General features: G+C 63.5%; 18 protein-coding genes. 7 read left to right on the forward strand and 11 right to left on the reverse strand.

Annotated features, from left to right (window positions below; genetic code table 11):
• Positions 1-6: 6 nt before the first annotated feature.
• Together PP263_RS13385 and PP263_RS13390 are read right to left on the reverse strand one after the other, a co-directional pair.
• Positions 7-840, reverse strand: a complete 834-nt coding sequence (locus tag PP263_RS13385; protein ID WP_308364044.1) for a response regulator — start codon at positions 838-840, stop codon at positions 7-9.
• Positions 841-844: 4 nt separating this feature from the next.
• The gene (locus tag PP263_RS13390) at positions 845-1,933 is read right to left on the reverse strand and encodes a sensor histidine kinase (RefSeq protein WP_183462058.1); all 1,089 of its coding nucleotides are present in this window, start codon (positions 1,931-1,933) and stop codon (positions 845-847) included.
• A gap of 124 nt (positions 1,934-2,057) precedes the next feature.
• Between PP263_RS13390 and PP263_RS13395 the strand changes: the two genes are divergently transcribed.
• On the forward strand, positions 2,058-2,525 hold the full coding sequence (locus PP263_RS13395) for an EVE domain-containing protein (protein ID WP_308364046.1): 468 nt from the start codon (positions 2,058-2,060) through the stop codon (positions 2,523-2,525).
• Positions 2,526-2,627: 102 nt separating this feature from the next.
• Here the strand turns inward: PP263_RS13395 and alaC are convergent, their stop codons facing one another.
• The 4 genes from alaC to bioD form a co-directional block, all read right to left on the reverse strand.
• The gene (alaC, locus tag PP263_RS13400) at positions 2,628-3,845 is read right to left on the reverse strand and encodes an alanine transaminase (RefSeq protein WP_308364047.1); all 1,218 of its coding nucleotides are present in this window, start codon (positions 3,843-3,845) and stop codon (positions 2,628-2,630) included.
• Positions 3,846-3,968: 123 nt separating this feature from the next.
• Positions 3,969-4,145 (reverse strand): DUF3094 family protein, encoded by a 177-nt coding sequence (locus PP263_RS13405; RefSeq protein WP_308364048.1) that lies wholly within the window; start codon positions 4,143-4,145, stop codon positions 3,969-3,971.
• Between the two features lie 73 nt (positions 4,146-4,218).
• Complete coding sequence (locus tag PP263_RS13410; protein ID WP_308364049.1) at positions 4,219-6,000, reverse strand: acyl-CoA dehydrogenase C-terminal domain-containing protein; 1,782 nt, start codon at positions 5,998-6,000, stop codon at positions 4,219-4,221.
• Between the two features lie 170 nt (positions 6,001-6,170).
• Positions 6,171-6,887, reverse strand: coding sequence for a dethiobiotin synthase (gene bioD / locus PP263_RS13415; protein WP_308364050.1), 717 nt, complete (start codon positions 6,885-6,887; stop codon positions 6,171-6,173).
• 230 nt (positions 6,888-7,117) lie between these two features.
• Here bioD and PP263_RS13420 point away from each other — a divergent pair, with 230 nt between their 5' ends.
• A complete protein-coding gene (locus PP263_RS13420) occupies positions 7,118-7,603 on the forward strand; it encodes a L,D-transpeptidase family protein (protein WP_308364051.1) in 486 nt (161 codons plus the stop codon).
• A 94-nt stretch (positions 7,604-7,697) separates the two neighbouring features.
• On the opposite strand, the gene bioC is transcribed toward PP263_RS13420, so the two are convergent.
• Genes bioC through bioB form a run of 3 tightly spaced genes read right to left on the reverse strand, consistent with a single transcriptional unit; the run spans position 7,698 to position 11,505 of the window.
• Entirely contained in the window at positions 7,698-9,278 is a 1,581-nt protein-coding gene (gene bioC, locus PP263_RS13425; RefSeq protein ID WP_308364052.1) for a malonyl-ACP O-methyltransferase BioC, read from the reverse strand.
• Entirely contained in the window at positions 9,275-10,459 is a 1,185-nt protein-coding gene (gene bioF / locus PP263_RS13430; protein ID WP_308364053.1) for an 8-amino-7-oxononanoate synthase, read from the reverse strand. The genes bioC and bioF overlap by 4 nt, the downstream gene beginning before the upstream one ends.
• Positions 10,456-11,505: a biotin synthase BioB gene (gene bioB / locus PP263_RS13435; RefSeq protein ID WP_308368613.1), complete on the reverse strand. Its 1,050-nt coding sequence runs from the start codon at positions 11,503-11,505 to the stop codon at positions 10,456-10,458. Before bioB ends, bioF begins: the two co-directional genes overlap by 4 nt.
• Positions 11,506-11,659: 154 nt before the next feature.
• On the opposite strand from bioB, the gene PP263_RS13440 reads away from it, so the two are divergent.
• Positions 11,660-12,349 carry a ComF family protein gene (locus PP263_RS13440; protein ID WP_308364054.1) on the forward strand — a complete coding sequence of 230 codons (690 nt, stop codon included), beginning with the start codon at positions 11,660-11,662 and terminating at the stop codon, positions 12,347-12,349.
• 206 nt (positions 12,350-12,555) lie between these two features.
• Complete coding sequence (locus tag PP263_RS13445; RefSeq protein ID WP_308364055.1) at positions 12,556-13,701, forward strand: beta-ketoacyl-ACP synthase III; 1,146 nt, start codon at positions 12,556-12,558, stop codon at positions 13,699-13,701.
• On the opposite strand, the gene PP263_RS13450 is transcribed toward PP263_RS13445, so the two are convergent.
• Positions 13,698-14,228, reverse strand: a complete 531-nt coding sequence (locus PP263_RS13450) for a DUF1203 domain-containing protein (protein ID WP_308364056.1) — start codon at positions 14,226-14,228, stop codon at positions 13,698-13,700. The genes PP263_RS13445 and PP263_RS13450 overlap by 4 nt on opposite strands.
• Before the next feature lie 129 nt (positions 14,229-14,357).
• On the opposite strand from PP263_RS13450, the gene PP263_RS13455 reads away from it, so the two are divergent.
• Positions 14,358-14,744 (forward strand): hypothetical protein, encoded by a 387-nt coding sequence (locus PP263_RS13455; RefSeq protein WP_308364057.1) that lies wholly within the window; start codon positions 14,358-14,360, stop codon positions 14,742-14,744.
• A 57-nt stretch (positions 14,745-14,801) separates the two neighbouring features.
• On the opposite strand, the gene PP263_RS13460 is transcribed toward PP263_RS13455, so the two are convergent.
• On the reverse strand, positions 14,802-15,332 hold the full coding sequence (locus PP263_RS13460) for a PadR family transcriptional regulator (RefSeq protein ID WP_308364059.1): 531 nt from the start codon (positions 15,330-15,332) through the stop codon (positions 14,802-14,804).
• A 187-nt stretch (positions 15,333-15,519) separates the two neighbouring features.
• Here PP263_RS13460 and PP263_RS13465 point away from each other — a divergent pair, with 187 nt between their 5' ends.
• Together PP263_RS13465 and PP263_RS13470 are read left to right on the forward strand one after the other, a co-directional pair.
• Positions 15,520-15,831: a hypothetical protein gene (locus PP263_RS13465; RefSeq protein ID WP_308364060.1), complete on the forward strand. Its 312-nt coding sequence runs from the start codon at positions 15,520-15,522 to the stop codon at positions 15,829-15,831.
• Positions 15,832-15,993: 162 nt separating this feature from the next.
• On the forward strand, positions 15,994-17,358 hold the full coding sequence (locus tag PP263_RS13470) for a response regulator (protein ID WP_308364061.1): 1,365 nt from the start codon (positions 15,994-15,996) through the stop codon (positions 17,356-17,358).
• The last annotated feature ends 206 nt before the right edge of the window (positions 17,359-17,564 follow it).

The raw sequence follows: 17,564 nt of genomic DNA on the forward strand, positions 1-17,564 counted from the left end.
CGACAATCAGAGGAAATGCTGCACTTTGTTCTTGTAGCTGCGGCTCATTTTCAAACGCTCGCCATTGTTCAGTACCAGGTGGTACTCGCCGTTGATATGCGCACAGATCTCGCGCACGCGGCTCAGGTTGACGATGGTGGAACGGTGAATACGCTGGAACACCCGGGGGTCCAGTTGCTGTTCCAGCTCCTTCATGGTGATGCGCATCACATGGGTCTCGCCGTTGGCGTGCACGCACATATAGTCGCCGGCGGCATCGATCCAGTCTATCTCCCGCGCGGGTACCAGGGTGATGCGGCCGGCGTCCTTGATGGCGATCTTTTCCGGATAGCGGCTGCTGCCCCCCTCCCCCACATGTAAGTCGCCCGCCGCCAGCTTCCGCTCCAGCACTTCCGGCGACTCCCGGGTGAGATCCGCCACCGCTTCCAGCAACTGTTCGCGCTGGGTGGCGATGTCGGCGCTGGCGAGCTTCTCCCGCACCCGCGCCAGCGCCAGTGCCAGGCGCTCCTCCTCGATGGGCTTCAGCACATAGTCCACCGCGTTGACCTCGAAAGCTTCCACCGCGTACTGGTCATAGGCGGTGACGAACACCACCTGGGGCAGTTGCTCCTCGGGAATCTGCTGCACCATCTGCAGCCCGTTTACCCCGGGCATCTGGATGTCCACAAACACAACGTCCGGGTCCAGCTCTAGGATCTGCTCCCGCCCCTCGCGACCGTTGCTGCACTCGGCGATCACCTCCACATCGTCCATCTGCTCCAGCCGCAGGCGCAGCCCGCGCCGCGCCAGCGGTTCGTCGTCCACTACAATGGTTTTTAATTTTTCTACCGCCTCACTCATCGCACTATTCCTGTTCATAGGGAATTCGGATATGCACTACCAGGCCGCCCTCCGGCCGGTTGCAAAAACGCACTTTCTGTTCTTCGCCGTACAGGGCGCGCAGGCGCTCACAGGTATTGCGGATACCCACGCCGTAACCGGAAGTCAGTCGGGCCAGGTCCTCATCCGCCATGCCCGGGCCGTTGTCGCCCACCTCCAGCAACAGTTCACCGGCAAATACCCGCGCCTTGATGGTGATCTCGCCCCCCCACTCCCGCTGGGAGATGCCGTATTTGATCGCGTTTTCCACCAGCGGTTGCAGCAGCAGACTGGGCACCAGCGCGCGCGGGGACTCCCCCTCCAGATCCAGGTTCACCCCCAGGCGGTCGGCGAAGCGCACCTTTTCGATATCCAGGTAGAGCATCAGCGCCTCAACCTCTCGGGCCAGGGTCACTTTCTGCATGGGGTCGTTGTCCAGGGAGTGACGCAGGAACTGCGACAGGCGCGTCACCATATCGTTGGCAGTGCGCCCCTGGCTGTCCAGGATCAGGGTGGAGATGGCGTTCAGGGTGTTGAACAGGAAGTGCGGATTCAACTGGTAGCGCAGCATCTTCAACTGCGCCTGGTGAGCCATGGACTCGGCGCGCAAGGCCTTTTCCTGCTGGGTCAGCGAAGCGCGGTAGTACTTGATGCCGTAATAGAGCGCAGTCCAGGTCATCAGGATCATGAAGGAGTAGGAAAACCAGTAGATGGCCAGTACTGCCGGGTGCTCGTCTCCCCGCTTGCCGTACAGCCACAGGGAGCCGCCGAACTTGATCGCCGCCCACACCAGTGCGGCCAGGGCAATCACCGCCAGGGAGCCGAACAGGCGCCACGCCGGCGGCTTGTCCCACAGCCGGCGGAAACCGCGGCGCATCACTTCCGAGAGTGCGACCCCCGAGCCGGTGGCCACGGCGAGATATCCCATGTGCAACCAGTGGTCCTCCACCCAGAAGAAGCTGCCCACAAAGGTGAGCAGGGTATATCCACCCCAGCCGGCGAGCTGCAGAGCCCAGTACTGCTTCTGGTGCTCGGCCAGCCGCTGCGACAGCCATCGAAATGCGTTGTTGCCCATAAATACTCATTGCTATTCAATCGACCCCGGAAGGCCGCAGGTTGCAAAACAGCCTAATGCAGCGGCCCGCCCGGTGAAACACCGTCGGGCGCAGCAATAGGACGGACTGCCGCAGGAACACATCATGACTTACTGGCTTTTCAAATCGGAACCGGACGAGTACAGCATCCGCGACCTGGCCGCGGAGCCCGGTCACACCGGTCGCTGGGACGGTATCCGCAACTACCAGGCGCGGAACTTTCTGAGGGATTCGGTCGGGGTGGGTGACGGGGTACTCTTCTACCACAGCGCCTGCAAGGTGCCTGCCGTGGTAGGCACCGCCGAAGTGGTGCGCGGAGCCTACCCGGACCCGGCGCAGTTCGACCCCAAAAGCGGCTACTTCGACCCCAAGGCCAGTGGTGACAAGCCGCGCTGGTACTGCGTGGATATCCGCTGGCAGAGCGAGTTCCCGCGACCGGTGCCACTGGCGGAGATCAAAAGGAGTCCGGATTTGGCGGAGATGCTGCTGGTGAAACAGGGGCGGTTGTCGATCCAGCCGGTGACCGCTCGGGAGTGGAAAACCATTCTGCGACTGGGTAATGCCATTATGTAGGAGCGGCGGGGCGGCCATCCGCCCATGCCCGCGATCGGATTGCGCTCCGAAGTATTACCGATCGCGGGCATGGCCCGCTCCTACATGGTCAGTGCGAGGATTTCAGCCAGCCCCCAGCGAGCCATCCGCGCGGAACATGCCCTTGATTCCGCGCACCGCCTGGCGGATGCGGTTCTGGTTTTCGATCAGGGCGAAACGCACATAGTCGTCGCCGTAGTCGCCAAAACCGATACCCGGCGAGACGCACACCTTGGCATCCGTGAGCAGTTTTTTCGCGAACTCCAGAGATCCCATTTCGCGGTAGGGTGCCGGAATCTTTGCCCACACATACATGGACGCCTTGGGCAGGTCGACCATCCAACCCGCCTCGTGCAGCCCCTTGACCAGGGCATTGCGGCGCAGGCGATATTGTTCGGCAATATCCCTCACGCACTGCTGGTCGCCCTCCAGAGCGGCTATGGCAGCCACCTGCAGCGGCGTAAAGCTGCCGTAATCGTGGTAACTCTTGATACGCGCCAGGGCGTTGACCAGATCCCGATTGCCGACCATAAACCCCACGCGCCAACCCGCCATGTTGTAGCTTTTCGACAGGGTGAAAAACTCCACCGCCACATCCTTGGCCCCCGGCACCTGCATGATCGAGGGCGCCTTCCATCCGTCATAGACAATATCCGCATACGCGAGGTCGTGAACCACCATGATGCCGTAGCGCTTCGCCAGAGCCACCACGCGCTCGAAGAAATCCAGCTCGACACACTGGGCGGTGGGATTGGACGGGAAGCCCAGCACGACCATTTTTGGCTTGGGAATGCTTTCGCGGATAGCCCTTTCCAGCTCGACAAAAAAATCGATTCCCGGGGCCAGGGGCACTGAGCGGACCTGAGCGCCGGCGATCACCGCTCCGTAAATGTGGATCGGATAACTGGGATTGGGTACCAGCACCGTGTCGCCGTGGTCGAGAGACGCCAGCATCAGGTGCGCCAACCCCTCCTTGGAACCGATGGTGACCACCGCCTCCTCTTCAGGGTCGATCTCCACCTGGTAGCGCTGCGCATACCAATGCGAGATGGCCCTGCGCAATCGGGGTATCCCCCTGGACGTGGAGTAGCCGTGGGTATCCTCGCGCTGGGCCACGTCACACAGCTTGTCGACGATATGCCGGGGGGTGGGGCCATCCGGGTTGCCCATGCTGAAATCAATAATGTCCTCTCCCCGCCGGCGGGCAGCCATCTTGAGTTCGGCGGTGATATTGAAAACGTAGGACGGGAGTCGGTCGATACGGGAAAACCGGCGCACCGGCGTTTGGGTGTCTGTTGTCATGGGTTCCTCGATACACGTTAGCGCCCGGAACCGTCCGAGCGACGCGGCCGCAAGATGCGGCTGAGCCCCATATTACGCGAGTGGCGCCCCGCCGCGAACCCCTCTCCGCAGGCTGTAATTCTTCTATACGACGCCCTTGGTGCGCGCGATAAAAATGCTGAGCAGCGACAACAGGGTGAGCACGCCGACGATCACCAGCAACAGCAGCAGCGGGCGAAAGGGTTTGCGCTCCACCTTGTTGACGCCGCTGTGCAGGTATTTGTCTACCTTGGCCTGGTCTTCGTCGGAGAGCTTGTTCATAAATGCGGAATAATGAATGATGAATGCGGAATCATACCCCGCTATTCCGCATTCCGCATTCCGCATTCCGCATTCAAAAGAGTTCTTCGCCCATATCCATCAGGGTGGCGCTGCCGGCTTCGACGCTGGCGGCCAGGGCGCGGGCCTGGGGCAACAGGCGCGCGAAGAAAAAGCGCGCGGTTTTTACCTGACCGCTATAGAAGTCCTCCTTTGCGGCTTTCGGCAGCGCGACTGCGGCGGCCCTGGCCCACATGTAGGCGTAGGCCACATGGCCGAACAGGTGCAGGTATTCCACCGAGGCGGCACCGGGCGCGTGGGGGTCGTCCTCGGCCGTGGCCAGTATGTTTTCGGTAGTTTCGCGCAGGCGCTGCAGTTCCGCGGCCAAGGGCTGCACGAACTCGGCCATGTCCTCGCGGTCGATCTCCCCGTCGATAAAGGCCTGGACGTCGGCGGCAAACAGCTCGAAGAAGGCGCCGCCGTTGGCCACCGTCTTGCGGCCCACCAGGTCCAGGGCCTGGATGCCGTTGGTGCCCTCGTAGATCTGGGTGATGCGCACATCGCGCACCAGCTGTTCCTGGCCCCACTCGCGGATATAGCCGTGGCCACCGAACACCTGCTGGCCAAGCACTGTGCACTCCAGGCCCTTGTCGGTGAAGAAAGCCTTGGCCACCGGGGTGAGCAGGGCCACCAGCGCCTCCGCCTTCTGCTTTTCCTCGCCCTCGCCGAACTTGGCGATATCCAGCCACTGGGCCACGTAGGTGGAGAGGGCGCGGCCGCCGCCGATCAGCGCCTTCTGGGTGAGCAACATGCGGCGCACGTCCGGGTGCACGACAATGGGGTCGGCGGCTTTGTCCGCCGCCTGCGGGCCCGCAGGCGAGCGGCTCTGGATACGTTCGCGGGCGTACTCCCGGGCGTTTTGATAGGAACGCTCGGAGGCACCCAGGCCCTGGATCCCCACCCCCAGGCGCTCGTAGTTCATCATGGTGAACATCGCGGCGAGACCCTTGTTCACCTCGCCCACCAGCCAGCCGGTGGCGCCGTCGAAATTCATCGCGCAGGTGGCGGAGGCTTTGATGCCCATCTTGTGTTCGATGGAGCCGCAGTGCACCGCGTTGCGCTCGCCCAGGCTTCCATCCTCGTTGACCAGCACCTTGGGCACCAGGAACAGGGAGATACCCTTCGGGCCCGCGGGGGCGTCCGGCAGCTTGGCCAGCACCAGGTGAATGATGTTTTCGGACAGGTCCTGGTCGCCGCCGGTGATGAAAATCTTGCTGCCGGTGATGGCATAGCTGCCATCTTCCCTCGGTTCAGCCTTGGTGCGGATCATTCCCAGGTCGGTGCCGGCGTGGGGCTCGGTCAGGTCCATGGCGCCGGCCCAGGTGCCCTCGTACATCTTGGGCAGGTAGCGCTGCTTGAGTTCCTCGCTGCCGTGGGCGTCGATCGCCAGGCAGGCGCCGGCGGTCAGCACCGGGTAGAGGGCGAAGGAGATATTGGCGGAATTGATCATCTCCTCCACCTGGGCACCGAGCATTTTGGGCATGCCCATGCCGCCGTATTCGGGGTTGCCCAGCAGCGCGCCCCAGCCGCCCTCGCAGAAAGTGGCATAGGCCTCCGGGAAACCTTTCGGGGTGGTCACCACCCCGTCGTTCCAGTGACAGCCTTCTTCATCGCCGCTGCGGTTGATCGGGTCCAGGGTATTGGCGGCGAGTTTGGCCATCTCTTCCAGGATCGCGCCCGCAGTTTCCCGATCGACGGTTTCCGCCAGCGCCGGCAGGCGGGCCCAGAGTTTTTCTGCGGCAAATACTTCGTGCAGGAGAAAGTGCATCTCGCGCAGTGGCGCCTTGTATTCAGCCATGCTCCCGGTCCTCATTCACTTGTTTCAAACAGTTGTTTGAATCTAGGCGCGAAGCGGGGGATTGTCAACCGTGTTGGAAAAATGGTGTTGAGGTTCGACGCTGTAGGAGCGGGCCATGCCCGCGATCGGCATCGCTACGAGGAGAGATCGATCGCGGGCATGGCCCGCTCCTACATGGGGGTTAGGAGAAGTCCCAGGTCGAGGTGCTCGGCCGCGTTGCGGTAATCGGCCGCCTCGTCGAACGGCAGTGTACCCAGTAGCGGCGCGGGCAGCAGCGCCTGTAGAGTAGCCAGGTTTTCCTCCGGCCGCGCCATGCTTTCACAGACGAAGTTGGCCACCCAGCCCGCCAGTTGCAGACCGTCGCGGCGGATCGCCTCGGCCGTCAGTAGCGCGTGGTTGATGCAGCCCAGTTGCATGCCCACCACCAGGATCACCGGGATATTCAGTTCCCGTGGCAGGTCCGATAGGAAGGCCCGGGGGCCCAGCGGTGTGCGCCAACCGCCGGCACCCTCGATCAACACCAGGTCCGCACCCGCGGCCATCACTCCGCGGCAGACACCGGCCAAGCGGGGGACATTAAGCAGCACTCCCGCTTCGTGCGCGGCTATATGGGGCGCTATGGCAGGCTCCAGGGCGACGGGATTGACCTGTTGGTAGGGTAGCTCCAGGGTCATCGCCTCCTGCAGCATCAGTGCATCGGCGTTGCGCAGCCCCTCGTGGGTGCAGTCGCAGCCGGAGGCCACCGGCTTCACCGCGGCGGTGCCCAATCCCTGCCCGGCCGCGCGGACCAGCAGTGCCGCGGTCGCATAGGTTTTTCCCACCTCGGTGTCAGTACCGGCCACAAAGAAGGTGCGGGCCACAGACATTCCCTCCATCAGAATTTTCATCTTTTTTACTTGACGCCTCTTTCAACGTCGCCTACATGCTGATAAATTACCCACTCAGAGCAAAAAATAACCAATTCCGGCAGGGGTTTTTGCCCGGGGTTGGGATAATTGCCCGCTACGCCGGCGGCTGGACAGCGCCGGCATAAGATCGCATCACGCCCCACCGGCGGCAGTGCGACCGCAAGGAAGCTCCGAAGAACAGAAAACTATAGCTTTTGCTTCAGAGACCAATGCGATACCTGACTCTTGCCCTGCTGTTGCTGGCACCTGCGCTCGCCTGTGCCGCTGTAAATCCCGTCGACCTGGTGGTCGTGTATAAATCCAAAGGCCTGATGCAATTGATCCGCAACGAGCGTGTGGTCAAGAGCTACAAGGTGGTGTTCGGCGAAAACCCCAGGGGCCACAAGGTCCGCCAGGGGGACGAGCGCACCCCAGAGGGCCGCTATACCCTGGACTGGAAGAATCCCAACAGTCGTTTCTACCGCTCCATCCACGTCTCCTACCCAAATGCCGCCGACCGCGCCCGCGCCCGCAGGCTGGGAGTGAACCCCGGTGGCGATATCATGATCCACGGCATAAAACCGCAGTGGCAGGGCATGGAGAAGTACCTGCAGAAAACGAACTGGACCGACGGCTGTATCGCGGTAACCAACCGCGAGATGGATGAGATCTGGGCGATGGTGAAGACGCCGACGCCCATTCATATCTATCCCTGACGTCGAGTCTCAGGACTCGCAGGATTGTGCTGTAGGAGCGGCGGGGCGGCCATCCGCCCATGGCCGCGATCGGGTTATCCGCTAACCGGAGAACTCAATCGCGGCCATGGGCCGCTCCTACATTGAAATCCTCGGCTTCCCCGACACCTTTCGCCAGGCTCAGGTAGATCACCTCGTAAGTCGCCGGCAGCCCGGCCGCCGTACGGAACCGTTCATAAGCCGCCGCCAGACGGCGCAGCTTCTCCCGGCCCAGCAGGCCGCGGCCGGCGTCGCGGTTGATATTCCGGGCCCCGATAACTTTCAGTTCGCGCATCAGCAACCGGGCACTATCGAAATAGAGCACCCGCTCCTCACAGTGTAACCGGCAGTCTCCCGCCGCCCGGCGCCAGTCGTCCTCGGGCAGGAAGCGGTTGACGTGCACACCGCCATCCACATCCGCCCAGCTCGCCTTCAATTCCCGCAGGGTGCCCGGACCGAGGGTGGCGACCAGACAGCGCCCCCCCGGCGCCAGTATCCGGCGCAGCTCCGCAAACAGCTGCGGCAGGCGGTAGCACCACTGCAGCGCCATGCTGGAAAACACCAGATCGATACTGCCGTCCGCCAGCGGCAGCTGCTCCGCGTCGGCGGCAATATAGTGATCCGCCGCCGGCCGTTCGCGACGCGCGAACTGCAACATCTCCCCGGCCAGGTCCAAGGCGATGATCTCCGCCCCCGGAAAACGTCGGCGCAGCAACTCGCTGCCGTAGCCGGTGCCACTGCCAAGGTCCAGGATACGCCGCGGCGTCAAGTGATCGCCGATCTCGCGCAGCAACTGCCGGCACACGGCGCGCTGAAGATGGGCGGCATTGTCATAGCTGTGCGCGGCGCGGCCGAAGGATTTGGCTACCGCGCTTTTGTCGAAGGGGGGAGGAATATCGCCGTCCGGGGGAGCGAAACCATTATCCGCCCGCACAAAATCCAGAATTTTCTCCGCCACCCGTTCGGGATTTGAGATATGCGGCGCGTGGCCACTGCCGGGCAGCAGTTTGGCCTGCGCGCCCAGTCCACGCAGACGCGCCGCCGCGTCGGCGGGCACCAGGGCATCGCGCTCGCCGAACAGGTGCAGCGCCGGTAGGGACAAGCCCCGCAATATTTCCCGGTTGTCCCAACGGCCCAGGCTGCGCAGGGCTTCCCCCCAGGCATCGCCAATGGTTTGCGGCGCCCACTGCTTCAGTTGCCTGATCACCCGGCGCATTTCGCCATCGCCGCGGGCCTGCAGGCCGCAGAATTTTTCCCAGGTTTCCCGGGGCTCGCTTCGCATCGAGCGACAGAACCGGCGGAAGGTGGCGGGGTCCATACCGGGCCAGCCGTCGCCGGCGACAAAGCGACCGTTGGCGGCGATCGTCAGCAGGGCGCTAATTTTCTCCTGGCCGGGCACTGCAGCCAGCCGCGCGGCCAGCATCCCGCCCAGGGAATGGCCGACTAACAAGCAGTTGTGCGGCAGACACCGATAAAGATTCTGCAGCAGCGTTTCGTCGTCGGGCCAGGGCTCGCCCGCCGCATCGCCGAAACCCGGCAGGTCCAGGCAGGTGATCGGCAATGCGGTCCTATCCCGCAGGGTGTCGAGCAGCGGCTGCCAGCCGCGGCTGTCACCGCCCCAGCCGTGCACAAAGACCAGTCGCTCTACCGCTTTCACTCTGCCACCACCGCGGAGTCGGCCAGGGATTCCACCAGAGCCTGCAACAGCGCGTCGATTTCCGCCTCGCTGTGCGCGGCGGAGAGCGTGATACGCAGGCGCGCGGTGCCCGCCGGCACCGTGGGCGGACGGATGGCGCCCACCAGGAAGCCCCGCTGCTGCAGCCCGGCGGCGAGTGCCATCACCGCTTTCTCTCCGCCGATAATCAGCGGTTGGATGGCGCTACGGGAATCCGTCAGGGGCAGGTCCAGCGCACCGGCCCGGTCGCGAAAATAGCGGATCAGGTGGGCCAGGCGCTCGCGCCGCTGCGGTTCCCGCTGCATGATTTCCAGCGCCGCCAGGCAGCCGGCGGCCACCGCGGGCGGCATGCCGGTGGTGTAGATATAGGGGCGCGCGAACTGGGTGAGGTAATCGATCAGCTCCCACGAACCGGCGACAAAGGCGCCGGCGTTGCCGGCGGCCTTGCCCAGGGTGCCCATCAGTATCGGCACCTGTTCCGGGGTCAGGCCGGCGGCCGCGGCGCTGCCGGCGCAGGGAAACCCTTCGCTGCCCATAACGCCGAAACCGTGGGCCTCGTCCACCATCAGCCAGGCGCCGTGCGCGTCACACACGCGGGCGATATCCGCCAGCGGCGCGCAGTCGCCGTCCATGCTGTAGACGCCGTCCACCGCCACCAGGGTATTGCCGTCCGCGCGGCTCAACTGCCGCTCCAGGGATTCCATATCGCTGTGGGCAAAGCGCAGGCTGCGCGCACCGCTGAGCTGCGCGCCGTCGATCAGCGAGGCGTGATTGAGTTTGTCCTGGATCACCGTATCGCCGCGGCCCACCAGCGCGCACACCGCGCCGATATTGGCCATATAGCCACTGGAGAATACCAGCGCGGCCTCGCGCCCGGTGAGTTCGGCGATCTTGTCCTGCAGTTGTTCGTGGATCTGCAGGTGTCCGTTGACCAGGTGGGAGGCAGTGGCGCCGGCACCCAGCCCGGCGCCCCGCTGCTGCGCGGCGATCACTTGCGGATGGGTGGCCAGGCCCAGGTAGTCGTTACTGCTGAAGGCGACCAGTTCCCCGCCATCCACCTGCGCCCGCGGCCCGGGCGCGGCGGCCAGGGTTTTCATCTCCCGGTAGAGGCCGAGCTCGCGCCGCCGGGCGAGCCGCTGGTGCAGAATCTCCCGGAAGGTCATTTCACCGCGTTGTAGAAGTAAGGGTCCTGTTGCTGCTCGGCGATGCGCCCGGACAACTCCGCTTCCACCTCCGCCTCATCGGCGTGCTGGTGGTATTCCTCCGGCTGGATACCCAGGCGGTTGAACAGTTGCATATCCCGGTTGGTTTCCGGGTTTGGCGTGGTGAGCAGTTTCTCGCCGTAGAAAATGGAGTTGGCTCCGGCCAGGAAAGCCAGCGCCTGCATTTCGTCGTTCATGTGTTCGCGGCCGGCGGACAGGCGCACATGGGACTTGGGCATCACAATCCGCGCCACGGCGATGCAGCGGATAAACTCGAAGGGGTCCAGGTCGCGCTCGTCTTCCAGCGGCGTGCCGGCGACCTTCACCAGCATATTGATCGGCACGGATTCCGGGTGCTCCGGCAGGTTGGCCAGTTGCACCAGCAGCCCGGCGCGGTCCTGCTCGCCCTCGCCCATACCGATAATGCCGCCGGCACAGACCTTCATGCCCGCGGCGCGCACGCGGTCCAGGGTTTCCAGCCGGTCCTGGTAAGTGCGTGTGGTGATAATCTCACCGTAGTACTCCGGCGAGGTGTCCAGGTTGTGGTTGTAATAGTCGAGGCCGGCATCCGCCAGTTCCTTCGCCTGTTCGTCGTTGAGCATGCCCAGGGTCATGCAGGTCTCCAGCCCCAGAGCCTTCACCCCGCGCACCATCTCGGTCACATAGGGCATATCCTTCTTCTTCGGCGAGCGCCAAGCGGCGCCCATGCAGAAGCGGGTGGCTCCGCCGGCTTTGGCGGCGCGGGCTTCTTCCAGCACCTTTTCCACCTTCATCAGCTTTTCCCGCTCCAGGCCGGTGTCGTAACGGGCGCTCTGCGGGCAGTAGGCGCAGTCCTCCGGACAGGCGCCGGTCTTGATGGAGCAGAGGGTGCTCACCTGTACCCGGTTGGCATCGAAGTGTGTCCGGTGCACCTGCTGGGCGGTGAACAGCAGATCGTTGAACGGCATGGCGAACAGGTCCAGTACCTGCTGGCGGGTCCAATCGTGGCGGATGGCGGCGGTGGGCATTTGCCGGTTGGCGGTCACGGGCGTAGTCTCCCCGGTTGTTGTTTTGACTTGTAGGAGCGGCGGGGCGGCCATCCGCCCCGCCGCTCCTACAGGGTGCATTTAAAAGTCGCCAGTGTAACGGTGGACCAACCTCTGTCAACCAAAGTGACTACCAATGGTTTACAAACACCTGTCCCACCTGTTATCCCGCGGGCTGGCCCGCTGTGTGCTGTGCGCCGCCGGCCCGGCGGAGCCCCACGGAGTCTGCGCGCCCTGCCTCGGGGAGCTGCCCTACCTGCACAGTGCCTGCCGCCGCTGCGCCCTGCCCCTCCCTCAGCCCGCCGACGCCTGCGCCAACTGCCTGCAGCAGCCGCCGGCCTTTGCCTCCGCCCGGGCCGCCTGGCACTACGCCTTTCCCGTGGGTCAGTTGATCCAGCGCTTCAAATACCACCGGGATCTCGCCGCCGGGCACAGCCTGGCGCTGCTGGCCGCGGCCCATATCCGGCCGGTCGATCCACCGGACCTGCTGGTACCCATTCCCTTGCACTGGCGCCGCTACCTGACCCGCGGCTACAACCAGGCCCAACTGCTCGCCAGCGAGTTCGGCCGCCAGTGGAATATCCCGGTAAAGCCGCGGCTGCTGCACAAGCACACCGCTACGGGCACCCAGCAGCAACTCAAACGCGGTCAGCGACTGCGCAACCTGCGCGACAGCTTCCGCGTGCGCGGGACGCCGGGCGGCCTGCATATCGGTCTGGTGGACGATGTAATTACCACCGGCGCCACGCTGGAGGCGGCGGCCCGCTGCCTGCTGGAAGCCGGCGCTGCGCGGGTCAGCACCTTCGCCCTGGCCAGAACCCCCTGAGCCCTATCCCCTCTAAACGTGGACCGGCCCAATTCCTCCGGGAGCGAAATTGGATGCCATAGGCGCCCGCAAGAGACAGCCCGGTTACAATAGCCCCCCTTTGCCAAACCGGTACCCGCGTATCAACTGGGCCGGCACTGCTAGCGTTTAAATAAATAGTTGCTCGCGCGCAGCCAGTGGGATGCGGGCGGGCCGAGGGTTCAGCCATGAGTGAAACCAAGTTGCCGCGCAGCGTGGTGATCAGCGGTACCGGCCTGTGGACGCCGCCGGAATCGATCAGTAACGAGGAACTGGTAGCCGCCTACAACGCCTACGCGGAGAAATACAACCGCGAGCACGCGGCGGAAATCGAGGCCGGTTGCCTGACCGCCAAGCCGCCCTCCTCGGCGGAATTTATCGAAAAGGCCTCCGGCATCGAGAGCCGCTATGTGGTGAGCCGCGAGGGCATCCTCGATCCGGAACGCATGCGCCCCTACCTGCCGGAGCGCGGCGACGACGAACTCTGTCTCCAGGCGGCAATGGGCGTTGCCGCCGCGCGTATGGCGCTGGATAAAGCCGGCAAAAAACCCGAAGACATCGATGCGGTGATCGTCGGCGCCTCTTACCTGCAGCGGGCCTACCCGGCCATCGCCATCGAGATCCAGAGCGCCCTTGGTATCGACGGCTTCGCCTTCGATATGGAAGTGGCCTGCTCCTCCGCCACCTTTTCCCTGCAGCGCGCGGCGGATGCCATCTGCTCCGGCTCCGCGCGCGCGGTGCTGGTGATCAACCCGGAGCTGACCTCTCCGCAGTTGGATTTCACCGATCGCGACAGCCACTTTATTTTCGGCGATGTCGCGGTGGCCAGCGTGGTGGAGCGGCGCGAGACCTGCGCCACGGACTCCGCCTGGGAAATCCTCAGTACCAGGGCCAAAACCGTCTACTCGAACAATATCCGTTCCAATTTCGGCTACACCGCCCGCGCTGCCGATGTGGACCCCTTCGGCCCCGACAAGCTGTTTCACCAGAACGGGCGCAAGGTATTCAAGGAGGTCTGCCCCATGGCCGCCGCGCATATCGAGGAGCATCTGCGCGGGGCGGGCAGCAAGCCGGAAACAATCCGGTGCTACTGGCTGCACCAGGCCAATATCAATATGAACAACCTGATCGCGAAAAAACTGATGGGCGATAACGCCAGCGCCGAACGCGCGCCCATAGTACTGGACCGTTACGCCAATACTGGCAGCGCCGGTTCACTGATCGCATTTCATCTTTACAGCGAGGATCTGGAGACGGGAGATCGCGGGGTAATCTGTTCCTTCGGCGCGGGCTATTCGATTGGCAGCCTGGTGGTGGAAAAGATCACTCTTTAACAAAAGTCTTTCTCTGGGGCCGTGGTTTCCTTCGGCCCCGGGACGCGATCGAAACGCAGTGCATAGCAGCCATAGGCGGCAAAGCGCAGCAAGACAAACTCGGTTTCACTGCGCGCAAAAAACGTAACCAGCTCGGTCTCTATCTGTTCCGGCAGCACTAATCTTGCCGCCACGATACTCTCCTCTGCGCAGTAGGCGCGCAATACCACTGGTGTATTGGCTTTCAGGTAGTCACCCGCCTCACCTGACGGCAGCGGCAAATGCCTTTTTGCATTTTGATTTTCTTCGGGCTGCGCCAATACGAAGACAGGACCGTACTCCCGGTAAGGACCCGGCCGTCGGAAGGGGCAATAGCTCGCCAGGACAATCCGCTCCCCGGGCCGCGCGCGTCGCAGCACATCGCGGCAGGGTTCGCCGCCATCGGCGACCCTGTATCTCACGGGCTGGTTTTGATCATCCAGGCCGGTCTGCCTGACTTCAGACAAAAATTCTTCACGAATCGGTGTTACGATAAACGGCATTGCCATCGTTATACTCCAGAGTAGCGAGCAGAACGGCCAGCCTAGCGAATGCCGGCAGTTTCAGCTGGCCGCTTCCGGAAACGGCATTCGCAATCCAAACGATTTCTTTCACACCAATAAAAAGAGGACAGCACCGTGAAGAAACTGTTGTTGATGACACTAGCCCTGCCACTCGCGGCAACCGCCGCCGATCCCCTATCCACCAGTTGCACCCATGGTGGCGATGTACGCACCATCGAGGTGGTCTACCCCCAGGGGGCCGAACTGCCCTGTGAGGTGCACTACACCAAGGACGGGGAGACCCGGACCCTGTGGAGCGCGAGCAATCAGGCCGGCTTCTGCGAAAGCAAGGCGGAGGAGTTTATCGCCAGCCAGCAGAGCTGGGGCTGGCAGTGCGACAGCGCCACGGACGCATCGCAGGAAGCGGCAGCCGCAGTGGAACCGGCGCCCGCTGCCGAAAGCGATGATTTGAAAACCGCTGCGAACGGGGAGGAAAGCCCGGCAGAAGTCCAGACCGACTGATATTTCCTGCGGACTCCAGCGCCTTGCTGAGCTGGAGTCCTGCGCTCCCGGAGCGGGCTATTCCAGTTCCTCCAACAGTCGCTCCCCCCACGCCAGCCAGGCCTTTTCCGTCTCGATACCCAGCAGCAGGGTCTGGTGCGCAAGCCAGAAACGTTTCTGCAGCTGCGGATCGCTCTGCTTTACCCTTTCATTCTGCTCCAGGTAACCCTGCAACAGTTCGCGGTGCTCGTCCAAATGGCGCCGCACCGCATCCCTCGCCTGCCCGCGGGTCAGGTGGTGGCCGGCAAACAACTGCAGCAGAAACGGCTCGCGGATTTTTTGTGCGGGTGCGGGCCGCTGCACCCACTCCCGCAGTGCGCTCCTGCCGCTTTCGGTCAGGCGGTAGATCTTCTTGTCCGGCTTGCCCTCCTGGGCTTGTTCGGTGCAATCCAGCAGTCCCTCGGCGTGCAGCTTGTGCAACTCCCGGTACATCTGCTGGTGACTGGCGCTCCAGAAGTGGGAGATGCTGCGCTCGAAGCGGCGTTTGAGGTCGTAGCCACTGCCGGGCTCGATATCCAGCAGGGTGAGGACAGCGTAGCGCAGGGACATACAGACTCCAGACAGGCAATGAATTTCATACTGGCCGGAATGGTAACCGCTCGCAGCGGGAGATGGGCACCCCGGCACCCTCGGGCCACCCACGGGATTTATCTCGACTGGTTGCGCAGCTGCGGCGAACTGCCAGAGCTGCGCCAATATCGAGCGGGAGATCCTCGCGCGCAACGAGACCGCCAAGGTGATCGGTATCGGCAACCTGCAGATCGTCGAGGATATCGAGGACGGAGTAACCCCGGAGATGATCGTACCGCAGCATGCACTGGACGATCTGGCCGCGGCGCTGGTGAAGAGCGGCGTGCAGATACTGATTCTCGGTTGCACCCACTTCGATTATTTCTGGCCCACAGCGACGGCATCCGCCTGTTCCTGCCCTTGGAGCGCATGCTTGAGTTACTGCGCGAGCGGCTGCCCCGAGCGGCCTGACTATCCTATCAATCCCGTAATCCAAGCCCATCGGGGTAAACTATTGGAGCGCCACGCCAATAGTTAGTACTTACGTACCACGAAAACCCGGTTTCGGGTGCAAATTTAGCTTGAGTGCACCGGCTGTTTGCAGTATCAAAACAACCCACGACTGGAAGGGGATTAGCGACAAATACACAGTTCTCGGGTTCTGGAATTCAACCCGCATAGACAACAAGTGGTTACAAGGATGAACGAGGCCATTCGCACCCATAAGGGTGCCTTTACCTATTACGGTGCGCGCGCCGCCTGTCTCGCGCTCGCCGCTACTCTTTTGCCCGCCGCGGCCATTGCCGCTCCGCTGTCAATTCCGCCTCTGCACACGCAAGTCTCCATACTCTGGGCCCTGGGCCTGGGGCTCACTGTCGTCGTGTTTGCAGTGATCGCCCTCCTGCTCCGGCTGCGCCTGCGCGATGCTCTGTTCAGCGGCGAAGCCCGCGCGGCGGAACTGCAATCCAGCAATGCCAGGCTCCACCGCCAGTTGCAGTCCAGGGGGCGCGAACTGGCCGCGCGCGAACGGGAACTTGGCGAGGCCCGCGACAGCCAGGAAAAGCTGCGCCAGGAGAAATCCGACCTGCTCGCCATTACCGGCCACCGCCTGCGCCAACCCCTGGACACCCTGCTCGGCACCCTGAACCTGCTGGCACAGAACACCGACGGGGAAACGGCGCGGCTGGTGGACACGGCCCGCCGACAGGCCCAGACGGCCCTGGAATCCCTGGAGGAAATGCGGCAGATGGAGCAGTTGGAAACGGTGGAGCTGAAAATGCCAGCGCAACAGACCGCGGACAGCCTGTCGATCCTGCTGGTGGAGAGCGGCAACCACGATTCTCTGCGCCCCGCCCTGGAGGAGCGCGGCCACCGGGTACAACAGCACAACAATGGCGTCGACGGCGCTGATGCGGCACTGCGCGACAAGTTCGACCTGGTACTGCTGGACAGTACCCTGCCACTGATGGACGGCGTGGAAACGGCGCGCAGAATTCGTCGCGGCGCCGGAAAAGAACTACCGATTTTCGCCCTGGTGGCGAACCTGCGCCCCGGTGACCGGGAGCGCTACCGGGATCAAGGCCTCAACGGCGTAGTGCCGAGACCGGTGGCGGAAACCCAGTTGCAACAGTTGCTCGCCTGGGCCGCCCGGCACAGGCGGGCACGCCCCGCCGGCGAGCAACGCGCTCGTGCCACGCGCCTGCTCAACACAGAGACTCTATGCCGGCAGCGGGACACTCTCGGTCACCTGCCGTTTGCCGAGCTGCTCGGCGATCGCATCGCCACCCTGCCCAAGAAAACCACCGCACTCACCAGCGCGCTCACCGGGCGCCACTGGCTCGATGCCGAGCAGCAGGCCCAGGCCATCGCCGCGAACGCCGAGGAGCTTGGCCTGGAGGCCGCAGCTGCGCGCCTGCGCGCGCTGGTGGCGCGCCTCTCGGTGGACGGCGAGCGGGAATACTGCCGCCACCAGCGCACCGAAGTCCTCAACCTGATGCGCACATCGATACAGCAGCTCAAAGCCTGGCGTGAGAAAAACGTTCATAGTGAGTGGGCGCTAAAATGACAGAAATCGGGGATCGGAGGAGCGAAGGCCGCTTGCAATCGCAACACCGGCCCGCATGATAGTGTGGTGTAAGGTACTAAATGCGGCCCGCCCGAAGGGAGCCCCCCCTCTTCACCTGGTAGAGAGGGCCCACAGCCGCGTTGCCGCTCTTGAAAAGGGCGAGCCATTCCCTGCGAGCGGCGCCTTGCTGTGAACATTTTGGGGGG

It is taken from the genome of Microbulbifer sp. TB1203, from assembly GCF_030997045.1.
Classification (GTDB): Bacteria; Pseudomonadota; Gammaproteobacteria; order Pseudomonadales; family Cellvibrionaceae; genus Microbulbifer.

Excerpts from the sequence above, each read along its gene's own strand:
- PP263_RS13385 (WP_308364044.1), bottom strand. The coding sequence starts at position 840 with ATGAGTGAGGCGGTAGAAAAATTAAAAACCATTGTAGTGGACGACGAA.
- PP263_RS13390 (WP_183462058.1), bottom strand. The coding sequence starts at position 1,933 with ATGGGCAACAACGCATTTCGATGGCTGTCGCAGCGGCTGGCCGAGCAC.
- PP263_RS13395 (WP_308364046.1), top strand. The coding sequence starts at position 2,058 with ATGACTTACTGGCTTTTCAAATCGGAACCGGACGAGTACAGCATCCGC.
- alaC (WP_308364047.1), bottom strand. The coding sequence starts at position 3,845 with ATGACAACAGACACCCAAACGCCGGTGCGCCGGTTTTCCCGTATCGAC.
- PP263_RS13405 (WP_308364048.1), bottom strand. The coding sequence starts at position 4,145 with ATGAACAAGCTCTCCGACGAAGACCAGGCCAAGGTAGACAAATACCTG.
- PP263_RS13410 (WP_308364049.1), bottom strand. The coding sequence starts at position 6,000 with ATGGCTGAATACAAGGCGCCACTGCGCGAGATGCACTTTCTCCTGCAC.
- bioD (WP_308364050.1), bottom strand. The coding sequence starts at position 6,887 with ATGAAAATTCTGATGGAGGGAATGTCTGTGGCCCGCACCTTCTTTGTG.
- PP263_RS13420 (WP_308364051.1), top strand. The coding sequence starts at position 7,118 with ATGCGATACCTGACTCTTGCCCTGCTGTTGCTGGCACCTGCGCTCGCC.
- bioF (WP_308364053.1), bottom strand. The coding sequence starts at position 10,459 with ATGACCTTCCGGGAGATTCTGCACCAGCGGCTCGCCCGGCGGCGCGAG.
- bioB (WP_308368613.1), bottom strand. The coding sequence starts at position 11,505 with ATGCCCACCGCCGCCATCCGCCACGATTGGACCCGCCAGCAGGTACTG.
- PP263_RS13440 (WP_308364054.1), top strand. The coding sequence starts at position 11,660 with ATGGTTTACAAACACCTGTCCCACCTGTTATCCCGCGGGCTGGCCCGC.
- PP263_RS13445 (WP_308364055.1), top strand. The coding sequence starts at position 12,556 with ATGAGTGAAACCAAGTTGCCGCGCAGCGTGGTGATCAGCGGTACCGGC.
- PP263_RS13450 (WP_308364056.1), bottom strand. The coding sequence starts at position 14,228 with ATGGCAATGCCGTTTATCGTAACACCGATTCGTGAAGAATTTTTGTCT.
- PP263_RS13460 (WP_308364059.1), bottom strand. The coding sequence starts at position 15,332 with ATGTCCCTGCGCTACGCTGTCCTCACCCTGCTGGATATCGAGCCCGGC.
- PP263_RS13470 (WP_308364061.1), top strand. The coding sequence starts at position 15,994 with ATGAACGAGGCCATTCGCACCCATAAGGGTGCCTTTACCTATTACGGT.